Genomic DNA, 12,735 nt, shown 5'->3' with positions numbered 1-12,735 from the left:
ACCCCGGTTTGAAGGAGATTGATAATATGACTTTTAAGGGTTTTTTCCGCCTCGGCGCTCTTTCTCTCGGCGCACTTTCCGTGGCGGGCTGCCTTGACGGCAGCTCCAGCGGTGGCGGCGGGACGACGGGGCCGATCACCGCGGCCGATTTCGACGCTGAATATACCCGCATTTCCGGGATGGTTCCGACCAGCGACATGCCGACCCGCCTCGACGCCAGCTTCACCGGCGCCGCGCAGGTCGACCTCGTCGATACGGCCTCCGGCAACACCCGCGGCGAGGCCTTCGCGGATCTCGCCCTCGATCTGGACTGGACCGACGGCCAGACGACCAACCCCTGGTCCGGCACGGCGGAGAACATCCGCGGCACCTTCGACGGCACTGACTTCGCTGCCAACGGCACGATGACCGTGGCCGATGCAGAGGCCGCGGGCTTCACCAGCACCGTGGCCCGCACCACCCAGACGATCCCGCTGCCAACCGGTGGCACCGTCGATGTCGCGGCGGGCGCCGCCAGCGTCAACCTCGTCGGGAACATCGAACTCGATGGCAACGCCGATGACGTGCTGCTGGCACTGGGCGGAACCTTCGTCGGTACCGAGGGCCAGGCGCTCCACGGGGCGGCGCAGGCCGTCTGGTTCGACACCAAGGCCGGCTTCGGCGACGTGCAGGGTGCAGGCACCTTCTACGTCGAACGCTGACATGCCCGGCCGCGCGGCCAGTATCCCGGCCGCGCGGCCGTTAGATCCCCCGGCGGGATGGTGCAGGCTACGCCCCGCGCCGTCCCGCCGGGTCAGCCCATTTCAATGACCAAATCATTTTCATTTCATTCCCCCCGGACGGTTCGGCAGTCCCCCTGTCGCTCATCCCCGTCACGTCCGGTGCGGGACAGGAAGAGGCACAGCGCGGCAGCCCGGTGGCTGATCGCGCTTCTCTGCTTCTTCCCGGCGGTTTCCTCCGTAAGCGCGCAGAGCGCAGCGCCGATGATCCCCGGCGTGGAGGGAACCGCCGCCCCCGCGGCGACCGGCGTCGCAACCGGCACGGCCGCCCCCTATGGCCGCGCCCGGACGCTGATCGCCCAAGGACGCACCGCAGAGGCAGAGGCCCTCTTGCTGGCTTGGCGCCCCGCCAACCGCGCCGAGGAGCATCAGCGGCTCTGGGCCCTCGCGGTCCTGATGCGCGACACCGGACGCCCGGAGAAGGCGCTGCGCTACCTCGAGCCGCTCGTGGCCGCCCGGCCCGACGTGGGCGCCTTCCGCCTTGCGCTTGGCGAGGTGCTCCAGAGCCTCGGACAGGACGAACGCGCGGCCTTTCACCTGCGACAGGCCGGGGGCGGCACGCTGAACGCGGATCAGCGCGACCGGGTCCAGCGCAGCCTCTCCGGTCTCGATCAGGGCCGGGTCTGGAGCGGACATCTCGCCTTCAGCCTCGAGCCCGAGAGCAACCCCTTCAAGGCCACAAGCGACCGCACCGTCGTGATCGACGGGCGCGAGTTCACCCTACGCGACAGCGCCCGGGCGCGTTCGGCCACCGGGCTGGGGATCGAGGCTGGGCTGGCCTATGCCCCCCGCATCGCGGCGAACACCCGCGCCCGGCTGGCACTGTCGCTCGACGCCACGCTCTATGACGGCGATGCCCCCAACGACGTGCAGGCCCGGGCCGAGGTCGGGCTGCTGCACGGGGCGCTGGAGACCGGGCGCAGCAAGGCGAGCCTCAGTTTCACGCGCCGTTGGATCGACGGGCGCGGCTTCTCCAACGCGCCGGGCGTGACGCTCGGCTATGCAAGGATGCTGAGCCAGCGCGGACGGATCGAGGCCGCGGCCACGGTGGAATGGCATGACCACGACACCTTCGCCGCGCTCGACGGGCCGCGCACGCTGCTCTTCCTCGGCTATAGCCACGCGGTGACGCCGCAACTGCTGCTGCGGGTGGGCCTGCGGGGGGAACGCACCGCCGCAGAGGTGGCCAGCTACTCGCTCACCGCGGGGGAGCTGTCGCTGGGGGCCAGCTATGCCTTCAAGGGCGGGATGATGGTCTCTTTCGATCTGGGCCTGCGCCGGGCGGAATACGATGCCCCTGCCCCGCTCTTCGGCAAGACCCGGGAGGACGACCGCGTGACCGCCACCCTGCGGCTGCTGCATCGCCGGCTGAACGTCCGGGGCTTTGCCCCTGTGCTGGAGCTGGAGGCCGAACGGCAGACCTCCTCCGTCGGGTTCTATGGCTACGAGAACTTCGCCGCCTCCATCGGGCTGACGCGGGAGTTCTGACCGCAGGCGGCACCCCGAACGGGGGAGCTGAAACAGAAACGGGCCGGGCCACATGGGACCCGACCCGCCTCTGAGTGCCGAGGGAAACGGCTCAGAATCTCAGTACCCCATAGAAATGAGGCATCAGAATGTCTTGGCCAGCGTCACCTTGAAGGTCCGCCCGGCGGCCGGCCGGGTGGAGAGATGCGGCGTGTACTCGGTGTCGAAGACATTCTCGACGCCGAAGCGCATCTCGGTTCCGCGCAGGACGCCCTCCTGCGGGCGATAGGTAGTGCGGAAATTGTGGACGACAAATCCATCCGACGGCGAGGAGGAACGATCCATCTCCGCGTCGGCCACGACCTCCCAGCTCACGTCGAGCATTTCACCCCAGCGTTTGCCGAAGCTGACCCGCAGTTCATCTGCCGGCGTGCCGTCCCAATAGTCGTCGCTGGCACCCGGGGTCGCGTCCTCGCCATGCACGAGGTTGGCATTCACATCCATGTAGTAGCCCGAGGCGAGGCTGTAGCCGGCCTCCAGCTCGACCCCCTGCATGGTGGCATCGGTCACGCCCGAGTAGGAGGTGATGTCCCAGATCTCGGTGTGGTAGGCATTCACCTTCAGCCGCAGCGCATCGCCGCCGGTGAACAGCCCGTCACGGTCATAGGAGAAGCCCAGCTCGTAGCTGCGCGCCTTCTCGGGCTGGGTCATGTAGGCCACGGTGCCGAGGTCATCGAGGATCGGCAGGCTTTCCGTATAGGCCGCGGAGCCGAAGACCGCCCAGCCGTTGCCGAAGGCATAGCGCGCCGTCAGACCGCCCATGAGGGCATCGTTGGTGTAGGTGTCATAGAGATCGCCGCCGACCTCCTGCGTCTCGTAGCGCAGCGCGGGCGTCAGCCGCAGGCCGTTGCCGAAGTCGATGTCATCCACAGCGAAGACGGCAAAGCGCTTGTCGGTGCCGCCGGGTGCCGAGGAGGCCTCGAGCCGCTTCTTGTGGATCAGTTCGATCCCGGTGCGCAGGCTGTGGCTCAGCAGGCCGGTGTTGAAGAGCGCCTCGTTCTTCACGGTCAGCTTGGTGGTCTCATACTGGTTGTCGGCGTTCACGATATTGGCGAGCGCCCCGGTCTGACCGCTGACGCCTTCGCTCTCGATCTCCTGATCGGCGTAGGACAGGATGGCCGTCAGGTTGATCAGGTCGGTGTCGAGGCTGTCGTAAGTGTACTTCAGCGCCGCGGTCTTGGAATGGGTCTGCCGGTCGACGTTGCCGAAATAGCCGCTGGTGATGCCAAAGCTGTCATAAGGCACGTCCTTCTCATCGGTCTGGGTGTCGGTGTAGGACAGCGTCAGCGTCTGGTTGTCGCCGTCGCCGAAGGTCACCTTGCCCTTCACCATCCACGAGGGCAGTTCGTAGCCCTCGGTGCCGATGTCATTGCCCGCGCCGTCCTCCTGCACATCCATCTGGCGCCAGGTGTAGTTGCCCAGGAACTCGACATTCTTCGTCGGCTGCCACGCGAGGATGGAGGAGGAGACCATCTCGTCCCCGTTGGAGCCGTATTGCAGGGTCTGGCGCGCCTTGAACCCCACCTCGCCGCCGGTGAAATCCGAGGCGTCCTTGGTGTCAAGCTGAAGCATCCCGCCGATCACGCCGGAGCCGTATTCGAAGGTGCCCGCGATGCCGCGGATCACCTCGACCTGCTTGTATAGCTCGGGATCGGTGTAGAGCTGGGTCCCGACGCGGTAGAGCTCTTCGCTGCCCACGGTGGCGCCGTCGATCATGATCAGCACCTTCTGGTCGGTGCCATAGGTGCCGTTTGCGCCAAAGCCGCGGATGTTGATGCCCGCCCCCACCGGCGTGCCGCTGTTCAGCAGAGTGACACCGGGAACCGAGTCGACCAGCTCCGAGATGGTCGAGGCCTGCCGGTCCTCCATCTCCTCCTGCTCCACCACGGTGATCGCGGTGGCGGTGTCGGTGCGCACGCCCCGCTTGCTCTGCGCGACGCTGATTTCATCGAGGACAATGGGGGCGTCGCCGTCCTGCGCAGAGGCAGGCATGGCGCCAAGCACGAGGGCCGTTGCCGTGGAGCATAGCAACAGGGCCCGCATTCGGGAGGAAGCGGTCATCGGGGGGTCCCTTTCTGGACATGCGCGAAACATGGCTGGCGAAAGGGCTGGCACGTTCAATTTTCAGGAATTCATCCGCGCCGAGGGCAGCGCGGTCTTGCGTCGCCTACCTAACCCGATTAAATCTGTCAAGAAATCTCGCGGCGCTTTTCTCGCCGCCGATTCATGACTGTTGCAATCCAGCCATGTCCGCCCTTCCGGCGACAGCCAGGTGCATTCCCCTCACACGCTGTCCCTGAAGGAGCCCCTCATGCAGGATCTCTCGCCCCCCTCCGCCGTCCTCTCGCCCGAGGCGATCCGCGCCGCCCGCAAGGAGCATGACAAGCTGCGCATCCGCGACCTCGCCCACCAGCTGAAGATCACCGAGGGCCAGCTGGTCGCAGCCTTTACCGGCCATGGCGTGACCCGGATCAGCGCCGATCCCGACCAGCTGGTGCCCCGCGTGGCCGAACTGGGCGAGGTCATGGCCCTGACCCGCACCGAAAGCTGCGTGCACGAGAAGATCGGCCATTACGATCACTACCGGGGCGGGCAACATGCCTCGATGGTGCTGAACGGCGAGATCGACCTGCGCATCTTCCCCAAGTTCTGGGTCCATGCCTTTGCCGTCACGCCTGAGGCGGGCCTCGGCGGCGGGCGCCCTGCGCTGATGATCTTCGATGCGGCGGGCGACGCGGTGCACAAGATCTACTGCCGCGAGGGATCGGACGTGGCGGCCTTTGCGCGGATCGCCGCGGACCTTGCCCTGCCCGCGCAGTCGGAAGAGATGACGGTCGAGGCGCGCCGCGCCCCCGAAGCGCCGAAGTCCGACCCGGACAAGGCCGAGAAGCTGCGCGAGTTCTGGAACAACATGACGGATTCGCACCAGTTCCTCGGGCTGGTGTCCAAGCTGAAGATGAACCGCCTTGGCGCCTACCGCGTGGCAGGGGCCCCGCTGGCGCGCCCGCTCTCGCCCCGGATCGTGCCCACGCTCTTCGAGCGGGTGGCGCAGACACAGGTGCCGGTGATGATCTTCGTGGGCAACAAGGGCTGCATCCAGATCCACTCCGGCCCGCTGCACACGATCAAGCCGATGGGCCCGTGGCTGAACGTGCTCGACCCCAGCTTCAACCTGCACCTGCGCGCCGATCACGTGGCCGAGGTCTGGCTGGTGGAGAAACCCACCCGCCGCGGCATGGCGATCTCGGTCGAGGCCTTCGACGCCGAGGGCACGGTGATCTTCCAGATGTTCGGCCTGCGCAAGCCCGACGCCGATCACTACCCGGCGAGGGAGGCCCTGCTGGCCGATCTCACCTCCGAACCGGCGGAGGCGTGACCATGCGCCTGCTGCGCTCCACGGCGCTTGCCGCCTGCCTCGCCCTCGTGGCCCCGGCCCTCTGGGCCGAGCCTGCCAGCCGCATCGCCTCCATCGGCGGCTCCGTGACCGAGATCGTCTATGCCCTCGGCCAGCAGGACCGGCTGGTGGCGCGGGATACGACGTCGAACTTCCCGCCCGAGGCGGAGGCGCTGCCCGACGTGGGCTATATCCGCGCCCTCTCGCCCGAGGGGCTGATGTCGGTGGACCCGGACCTGATCCTGACCGAGGAAGGCGCCGGCCCGCCCGAGGCGGTGGAGATGCTGCGCGCCGCCGCGATCCCCATGATCGAGGTGCCCGGCGGCCATTCCGCCGAGGCCGTGCGCGCCAAGATCCTCGCCGTGGGCACGGCGCTGGAGGTGCCCGAGGCCGCGCAGGCGCTGGCAGACAGCGTCGATGCCCAACTGGCCGCCGCCGCCGAGGCCGCCCATGGCACACCCGCCAAGAAGGTGCTCTTCATCCTCTCGATGCAGGGCGGGCGTATCCTTGCCGCCGGGCGCGACACCTCGGCCGAGGGGATCATCACCCTTGCCGGGGCCGAGAATGCGCTGACCGCCTTCTCGGGCTACAAGCCCGTGACGGACGAGGCGATCGCCGCCGCCGCCCCCGATGTCATCCTGATGATGTCGCGCGGCGGGGCCGCCGACGCGGGCCACGGCACCGCTGATCAGGCGCTCAGCCATCCGGCGCTTGCCATCACGCCTGCCGGGCAGTCCGGCGCGGTGGTGCGGATGGAGGGCATGCTGCTCCTCGGCTTCGGCCCCCGCGTGGGCGAGGCCGTGACCGAGCTGAGCGCCGCACTCCAGAGCGCGGGGCACGACAGCTGATGGTGGCGCTCAGCGAACCCGCCGCCGCCCCCACCGGCGACCGCCGGGCCCTCGCCCGGCGCGTCACCCTGCTGCTGGTGCTCCTGCTGCTGGCGGTCAGCGCCGCCAGCCTGACGGTGGGGGCCTCGGGCATCTCGCTGCGCCAGATCGGGGGCGACCTGCTGGCGGGGCGGGAGCTTTCGCTGCGCGACCGGGTCGTGCTCTTCGACATCCGCCTGCCCCGGCTGGCGATGGGGATGCTGGTGGGCGCCTCGCTGGCGGTCTCGGGGGCGGTGATGCAGGGGCTCTTCCGCAACCCGCTGGCCGATCCCGGCCTCGTGGGTGTCAGCGCGGGCGCCGGTCTGGGGGCGATCACGGCCATCGTGCTGGGGGGCCTCCTGCCCGCCGGGCTGGCGGCGACGCTGGGCCATTACGCCGTGCCGGTGGCGGCCTTCCTTGGCGGCTGGGCCTCGACCCTGCTGCTCTATGCCATTGCCACGCGCTCCGGGCGCACCTCGGTCGCCACGATGCTGCTGGCGGGCATCGCCCTTGGCGCGCTTGCAGGCGCGCTGTCCGGGGTGCTGGTCTACATGGCCGATGACACGCAGCTGCGCGACCTGACCTTCTGGGGCATGGGCTCCATCGCCGGGGCGACATGGGCCAAGGTGCTGACCGCAGCCCCGCTGATGCTGCTGGCCCTCGCCGCCGCCCCGGCACTGGCCCGTGGCCTCAACGCCCTCGCCCTTGGCGAGGCGGCGGCGGCGCATCTGGGACAGGACGTGCAAAGGCTCAAGAGCATGGCCATCCTCACCGTCGCGGGCGCCGTGGGGGCGGCCGTGGCGGTCAGCGGCGGCATCGGTTTCGTCGGCATCGTGGTGCCGCATCTGCTGCGCCTCGTCTCGGGCCCCGATCACCGGCCTCTTCTGATCAACTCCGCCCTGCTGGGCGCGGCTCTGCTGCTGGCGGCGGATGTGATCAGCCGGGTGATCATCGCCCCCGCCGAACTGCCCATCGGGATCGTCACCGCGACCCTCGGCGGGCCGTTCTTCCTGTGGATCCTGCTGCGCCGCCGCACCCTGCTGGAGCTCTGACCATGCTGATCGCCCGTGACCTGACCCTGCACCTTGGCCGCCGCACGATCCTGTCGGAGGCCGCCTTCACCGCCCGCCCCGGCGCGCTGACCTCCATCGTCGGGCCCAACGGGTCGGGCAAGACAACGCTGCTGCGGGCCCTGACGGGAGAGCTGGTCTACGACGGATCGGTCACGCTGAACGGCCACGAGATCGCGCAGACCAAGCCCTGGCGGCTGGCGGCGCTGCGGGGCGTGCTGCCGCAGGCGACGCCGCTCTCCTTCCCGTTCACCGTGGGCGAGGTGGTGCGCCTTGGCCAGCAGGGCGGCCTCGACGCGGGCGGGCCGGACCTGAGCCAGCGGGCGCTGGCCCGCGTCGGCCTCGGTGGCTTTGCCGGGCGGATGTATCAGGAACTGTCGGGCGGCGAGCAGCAGCGGGTGCAGCTGGCCCGCGTCCTCGTGCAGGTCTGGGAGCCGACGGCCCATGGCGCGGCCCGCTGGCTCTTCCTCGACGAGCCGGTCTCCTCCCTCGACATCGGGCACCAGTTGCAGGTGATGCAGATCGCCCGCGACTTCGCCGATGCGGGCGGCGGGGTGGTGGCGGTGATGCATGACCTGAACCTGACGGCGATGTTCTCGGACAGCGTGGCGCTGCTGGCGCAGGGGCGGGTGCTGGCGCAGGACCGGCCCGAGGCGGTGCTGACCGACGCGCTGCTTTCCAACGCCTATGCCTGCCGCATCCGGGTCAACACGCCCCCCGCCGAAGCGACCTACCTGCTGCCCCATGCCGCCCGCCACGCGGCGGCGGCGGAATAGGCCTCAGCGCCAGCGCGCCCGCCGCAGGAGGGCGATCCCCTCGCCCGCCCCGGCCAGCGGCACGGGGAAGAGATGCACCGCGCCGTCCCAGTCGCGCCGGAAGCGTGCGCTCAGATCCCCGGCGGCCTCCATCTGCGCCAGCAGGGCCTGCGGCAGCACGCGCTGCGCCTCGCAGATCAGCGGGCCGCAGGCGACCCATGTGAGCGGCAGCGCCCCGCCACTTCGCGAGATCAGCACGAAGGGCTCCGCCAGCCGCGCCCCCACCGGCACCCGGGCCCGCAGCAGCACCTGCCCCGGCGTGACCGGTTGCAGGTCGATCTCGGCCAGAAACAGCTCTGCCCGGGTGTGCTGGAACCGCTGGGTCAGGGCACAGTCGCGCTGATCGCTGTCGAAGAGGTCGCAGGTCACCGTCCAGACGCCGATGTCACGGCCGCGCGGGCGATCCGTCGGCGCATCGGGAACCGGGGGCGCGAGGGGCACAGAGGGCTCCGGCGGGCGGGAGGCGATGGGCGGTGCGGCGGGGGCCTTGGGTGACGCCGGGCGCGGCGGCGCCGTCTGGCACAGGCCCTGCAGCGGGATCAGCGCCAGCAGTACCGTGGCCAGGGCCCGTCCTACGCCTGTCATCGCGTCCCTTTCGCGTGTCGTGTCACAGCAAAGGAAACACCGTCCCGCGCCCCGTGGCCAGAGCGAAAGTGGACAGTGTGAAAGTGGACAGGATGGAGGGGTCAGCCCCCCGGGGAAGCGCGGAGACTTCAGGAAGGGGGCAGAGGCAAACCAAGGGATCCCACATGAGTCACGGACACATCATGAAAGGATTTTTGGGGTAAATAGTCGCCTCTGCTCCCCTTCAAAGGAAAAGGTCTTGATCAAATAGTTGGGTCACGCAGCTTAGCCGCAGCCACACCGTATGAGCCGCAAATTGCCCTTGCGTCATACGAACGTCCGATACGCCGCATTTTTTTGACCAAGCGATGGAAAATTCTCTTTGGGCAGGCCGATTTGCCCCCTAGGATTTCCGGTATTGCACATCAAACAGGCGCAACCTGTTTTCATTCAAGTGGTTTGTTGGGTCATTTAAGTCGCCGTCCCGCACGGGGGTTCCGAATGCGGACATTGGAACACGCCGATCTTCTGGGCGTGATAGATGAAATTTACGCCGCTGCCGCCGGGCAATGGGATTGGCAGGACGTGCTGGTGCGTCTTTCGGATCTCTGCGGCGTCGAGAATGCGGCCATGGTGGTCGTCGATCCGGAAACCGCCTTTTCCTCGGTGCTGACGCCGCGCGCCGATCCCGAGGTGGTGCGGGCCTATGAACAGGACGGCTGGTGGATGCGCGATCCCACCGTGCCCGCGACCTCGGGCGCGCCGGTGGGCAAGATCACCTCGCTGAAGGACACCGGGCGCGAGGCCTTCCTGTCCTCGACCTTCCACAACGAATTCTGGGCGACCTCCGGTCTGGGGGCGGAACGGCTGGCCTCGAACCTGCTGCGACAGGGGGCGGGCTTTGCCTCGATCGTGCTGCAGGCGGGCCAGCGGACGGACGAGATCGACGATGAGGCCGCGGCGCGGTTTGCCGTGGTGCTGCCGCATCTGGTCCGCGCGGTGGAGATCGAGCAGAGGATGCGGCGCCTATCGATGCAGACGCTGCTGCTTGGCGTAGGGGCCGGGCGGCCCGACGCGGTGACGCTGGCCGTGGACATCCGGGCACGCCCGATCACCGACCTCGGGCAGCCGCTGGACGAGGCCCATCTGCCGCGCGGGATGCGCCTGCACGCGGGGCGGCTGGTGCTGCCCACGACGGCGCTCACCGGGCAGCTGGATCAGCTGATCGCGGGCTGCGCCGCACTGGGCCCCGCCGCGCGGCCCCGGGGCGGCGAGATCTCCTTTGACCCGGACGGGCGCGGACAGGTGGTGGTGGAGGCCCTGCCCTGCCCCGACCCGACCCAGACCGCCGCCCTGTTGCGGCCGGTCGCGGCGCTGCTGGTCGTCACCGACCACGGGGCGCGGCAGGAGGCGCTGAAACGGCGGATGCAGGAAGAGTTCCGGCTGACACCGGCGGAATCGACCCTCTGCCTCGAGATCCTGCGCGGCGACGGGCGCGATGCCGCCGCGGCGCGGCTCGGGATCAGCGTGTCGACCGCGCGGACCCACCTGAGCCGCATCTTCGAGAAGACCGGCACCAACCGGCAGGCGGAACTGGTCCGCCTCTTCGCCGCAGAGAGGGACTGATCCCTCAGTCCGTGGCGCCGGTGCGCTCTGACAGGCGGGCCACCTCGGCCCGCAGGGCGCGAACCTCCTTCAGCAGCAGGCGCTGGTTGTCGGCGGCGGTGGTGCGCTCGTCCTCGGCGGCGGCCTCGTGTTCCTCCTGCATGGCGGAGACGATGATACCGATGAAGAGGTTCAGCACCGTGAAGGAGGTGGCGATGATGAAGGGGATGAAGAAGGTCCAAGACATCGGATGCGCCTCCATCACCGGACGCACGATGCCCATGGACCAGCTTTCCAGCGTCATGACCTGAAAGAGCGTATAGGCCGAGGAGGAGATATCGCCGAACCACTCGGGGAAGCTGGCGCCATAGAGGTTGGTCGCCATGACGGCGAAGACGTAGAACACCAGCCCCAGCAGCACCACGATGGAGCCCATGCCCGGCAGGGCCGAGATCAGCCCGCCCACCACGCGGCGCAGCGAGGGCACGACCGAGATCAGCCGCAACACCCGCAGCATCCGCAGCGCCCGCAGGACGGAGAGGCTGCCGGTCGTGGGCACCAGCGCCACGCCCACCACGAAGAGATCGAAGATGCGCCACGGATCGTGGAAGAACTTGGTACGGTAGACGGCGAACCGGGCCAGCAGCTCGATGACGAAGACCGCCAGCACCAGCTTGTCCAGCGCCAACAGGAAGTCACCCGCCACCGCCATGACACGGGGCGAGGTCTCCAGCCCGAGGGTGATGGCGTTGATCACGATGAGGGCGGTGATCGCCCATTCGAAGGTCCGCGATTCAATGAAGGTCTTGAGAGCTGTCATGGGTCCGTCCGTTGCGCCAGTCGCGGTCTAGCTGGCGTGGCAGGCGGAGGGTGTCAACGTCTTGAAAACCGGCCCGGGATGACAGGGGGCCCCGGGCGGACGCCCGGCGCGGCAGATGCGCGGCATCCTGCCCTCGGGACGGGCAGCGGGGCCTGCGAAGGCGCGCCGCGCGGGCAGACCCGGGCCCGGCGCGCGGCGCGATGGCAGGCGTGCTCAGGCGGGCGCGCGGACATGCGCCATGGCGGCGCGGGCCAGCGGGCGCAGGCCCTCGGCCTCGCCACTGGCGACCATCGCCAGCAACTGCACCCGCATCCGGGGCTCCCAGAAGTCGTTCAGGTGATCGGCCACATGTTCGGCCTGATCGCTGCCCGGCTGGGTCTCGAAGAAGGTGGCGATCTGGTTCGCCATGTAGATCAGCTTGTCAGGCGACATCGGTGTGCTCCCCCTCCGGGCCGGGGCGGGCAGCGCCCAAGCGCCCGGCGTTGGCGTAAAGGTCATAGGCCCCGTCCCGGGCAAAGGCCGCCAGCGTGATGCCCGCCTCCTCCGCCAGCCGTGCGGCATAGGCGGTGGGGGCAGAGACGGCGATGATCATGGGGATGCCGGCCATTGCGGTCTTCTGCACCATCTCCATCGAGACCCGCGAGGTCAGCACCACGGCGCCGCCCCGCCCGTCGATGCCGCGCCGCGCCATTGCGCCGATCAGCTTGTCGAGCGCGTTGTGCCGGCCCACGTCCTCGCGCGCCAGAACGATCCCCTGCCCCGGCAGCATCAGCCCGGCAGCATGGAGGCCCCGGGACAGATCGTGCAGCGGCTGGTGATCGCGCAGCGCCTCGGTCGCCTGGCCGATCTCGGCCTCGGTGAAGCGCAGGGCCGCGTCGGGCACCACGGGCAGCGCGCGGCAGGCCTCCTCCAGCGAGTCGATCCCGCAGAGGCCGCAGCCCACCGGCCCCACCATGGCCCGACGCCGGGCCGAGAGCGCCTCCGCCCGGTCGCCCGCCAGCCAAATCTGCGCCTCGATCCCCTGATCGTGGTGCAGGATGTCGAGGCTCTCGATCTGGCCGATCTCCGCGACGATCCCCTCGGAGAGGGTGAAGCCCACGGCGAAATCCTCCAGGTCGGCGGGGCTGGCCATCATCACCGCCTGCGTCGTGCCCTGGTAGCTCAGCGCCACCGGCACCTCGTCGGGCAACAGCCGGGTCACGGCGCGGACCTGCCCGTCGCGCCGGGCGAGGCCCGGCCGGCTTTCGTGGACGCGCGGCCCTGTACCACGGGGGCCCATGTGAACCGGACCCATA

The 12,735-nt window shown here is 69.2% G+C and carries 12 protein-coding genes; 7 read left to right on the top strand and 5 right to left on the bottom strand.

Features of this window, described 5'->3' with window-relative positions; translation table 11 throughout:
* Positions 1 to 26: 26 nt before the first annotated feature.
* Both LCM32_RS16950 and LCM32_RS16945 read left to right on the top strand, forming a co-directional pair.
* Positions 27 to 701, top strand: a complete 675-nt coding sequence (locus tag LCM32_RS16950) for a hypothetical protein (RefSeq protein WP_224822280.1) — start codon at positions 27 to 29, stop codon at positions 699 to 701.
* Positions 702 to 983: 282 nt separating this feature from the next.
* Positions 984 to 2,267 (top strand): surface lipoprotein assembly modifier, encoded by a 1,284-nt coding sequence (locus LCM32_RS16945; protein WP_224822279.1) that lies wholly within the window; start codon positions 984 to 986, stop codon positions 2,265 to 2,267.
* Between the two features lie 123 nt (positions 2,268 to 2,390).
* On the opposite strand, the gene LCM32_RS16940 is transcribed toward LCM32_RS16945, so the two are convergent.
* Entirely contained in the window at positions 2,391 to 4,367 is a 1,977-nt protein-coding gene (locus LCM32_RS16940) for a TonB-dependent receptor domain-containing protein (RefSeq protein WP_224822278.1), read from the bottom strand.
* A gap of 250 nt (positions 4,368 to 4,617) precedes the next feature.
* Between LCM32_RS16940 and LCM32_RS16935 the strand changes: the two genes are divergently transcribed.
* Genes LCM32_RS16935 through LCM32_RS16920 form a run of 4 tightly spaced genes read left to right on the top strand, consistent with a single transcriptional unit; the run spans position 4,618 to position 8,412 of the window.
* Positions 4,618 to 5,682, top strand: a complete 1,065-nt coding sequence (locus tag LCM32_RS16935) for a hemin-degrading factor (protein WP_224822277.1) — start codon at positions 4,618 to 4,620, stop codon at positions 5,680 to 5,682.
* 2 nt (positions 5,683 to 5,684) lie between these two features.
* A complete protein-coding gene (locus LCM32_RS16930) occupies positions 5,685 to 6,548 on the top strand; it encodes a heme/hemin ABC transporter substrate-binding protein (protein WP_224822276.1) in 864 nt (287 codons plus the stop codon).
* Complete coding sequence (locus tag LCM32_RS16925; protein WP_224822275.1) at positions 6,548 to 7,618, top strand: FecCD family ABC transporter permease; 1,071 nt, start codon at positions 6,548 to 6,550, stop codon at positions 7,616 to 7,618. The genes LCM32_RS16930 and LCM32_RS16925 overlap by 1 nt, the downstream gene beginning before the upstream one ends.
* Positions 7,619 to 7,620: 2 nt before the next feature.
* Positions 7,621 to 8,412: a heme ABC transporter ATP-binding protein gene (locus LCM32_RS16920; RefSeq protein WP_224822274.1), complete on the top strand. Its 792-nt coding sequence runs from the start codon at positions 7,621 to 7,623 to the stop codon at positions 8,410 to 8,412.
* A 3-nt stretch (positions 8,413 to 8,415) separates the two neighbouring features.
* On the opposite strand, the gene LCM32_RS16915 is transcribed toward LCM32_RS16920, so the two are convergent.
* A complete protein-coding gene (locus LCM32_RS16915) occupies positions 8,416 to 9,036 on the bottom strand; it encodes an invasion associated locus B family protein (RefSeq protein ID WP_224822273.1) in 621 nt (206 codons plus the stop codon).
* A gap of 513 nt (positions 9,037 to 9,549) precedes the next feature.
* Between LCM32_RS16915 and LCM32_RS16910 the strand changes: the two genes are divergently transcribed.
* Positions 9,550 to 10,641, top strand: coding sequence for a helix-turn-helix transcriptional regulator (locus tag LCM32_RS16910; protein ID WP_224822272.1), 1,092 nt, complete (start codon positions 9,550 to 9,552; stop codon positions 10,639 to 10,641).
* A 4-nt stretch (positions 10,642 to 10,645) separates the two neighbouring features.
* Here the strand turns inward: LCM32_RS16910 and LCM32_RS16905 are convergent, their stop codons facing one another.
* The 3 genes from LCM32_RS16905 to fdhD form a co-directional block, all read right to left on the bottom strand.
* Positions 10,646 to 11,440, bottom strand: a complete 795-nt coding sequence (locus LCM32_RS16905) for an ion transporter (RefSeq protein ID WP_224822271.1) — start codon at positions 11,438 to 11,440, stop codon at positions 10,646 to 10,648.
* Between the two features lie 213 nt (positions 11,441 to 11,653).
* Positions 11,654 to 11,872, bottom strand: a complete 219-nt coding sequence (locus LCM32_RS16900; protein WP_224822270.1) for a formate dehydrogenase subunit delta — start codon at positions 11,870 to 11,872, stop codon at positions 11,654 to 11,656.
* Positions 11,862 to 12,719 carry a formate dehydrogenase accessory sulfurtransferase FdhD gene (gene fdhD, locus LCM32_RS16895; protein WP_224822269.1) on the bottom strand — a complete coding sequence of 286 codons (858 nt, stop codon included), beginning with the start codon at positions 12,717 to 12,719 and terminating at the stop codon, positions 11,862 to 11,864. The genes LCM32_RS16900 and fdhD overlap by 11 nt, the downstream gene beginning before the upstream one ends.
* Between the last annotated feature and the right edge of the window lie 16 nt (positions 12,720 to 12,735).

It is taken from the genome of Pseudooceanicola nanhaiensis (assembly GCF_020171315.1).
Lineage (GTDB): Bacteria > Pseudomonadota > Alphaproteobacteria > Rhodobacterales > Rhodobacteraceae > Pseudooceanicola > Pseudooceanicola nanhaiensis_A.
The sequence above is the reverse complement of the archived record's forward strand: the minus strand, read 5'-3'. Positions and strand labels throughout refer to the sequence as shown.

Coding starts and splice junctions, on each gene's coding strand:
- LCM32_RS16900 (WP_224822270.1), bottom strand. CDS start 11,872: ATGTCGCCTGACAAGCTGATCTACATGGCGAACCAGATCGCCACCTTC.
- LCM32_RS16915 (WP_224822273.1), bottom strand. CDS start 9,036: ATGACAGGCGTAGGACGGGCCCTGGCCACGGTACTGCTGGCGCTGATC.
- LCM32_RS16950 (WP_224822280.1), top strand. CDS start 27: ATGACTTTTAAGGGTTTTTTCCGCCTCGGCGCTCTTTCTCTCGGCGCA.
- LCM32_RS16925 (WP_224822275.1), top strand. CDS start 6,548: ATGGTGGCGCTCAGCGAACCCGCCGCCGCCCCCACCGGCGACCGCCGG.
- LCM32_RS16935 (WP_224822277.1), top strand. CDS start 4,618: ATGCAGGATCTCTCGCCCCCCTCCGCCGTCCTCTCGCCCGAGGCGATC.
- fdhD (WP_224822269.1), bottom strand. CDS start 12,719: ATGGGCCCCCGTGGTACAGGGCCGCGCGTCCACGAAAGCCGGCCGGGC.
- LCM32_RS16940 (WP_224822278.1), bottom strand. CDS start 4,367: ATGACCGCTTCCTCCCGAATGCGGGCCCTGTTGCTATGCTCCACGGCA.
- LCM32_RS16930 (WP_224822276.1), top strand. CDS start 5,685: ATGCGCCTGCTGCGCTCCACGGCGCTTGCCGCCTGCCTCGCCCTCGTG.
- LCM32_RS16945 (WP_224822279.1), top strand. CDS start 984: ATGATCCCCGGCGTGGAGGGAACCGCCGCCCCCGCGGCGACCGGCGTC.
- LCM32_RS16905 (WP_224822271.1), bottom strand. CDS start 11,440: ATGACAGCTCTCAAGACCTTCATTGAATCGCGGACCTTCGAATGGGCG.
- LCM32_RS16920 (WP_224822274.1), top strand. CDS start 7,621: ATGCTGATCGCCCGTGACCTGACCCTGCACCTTGGCCGCCGCACGATC.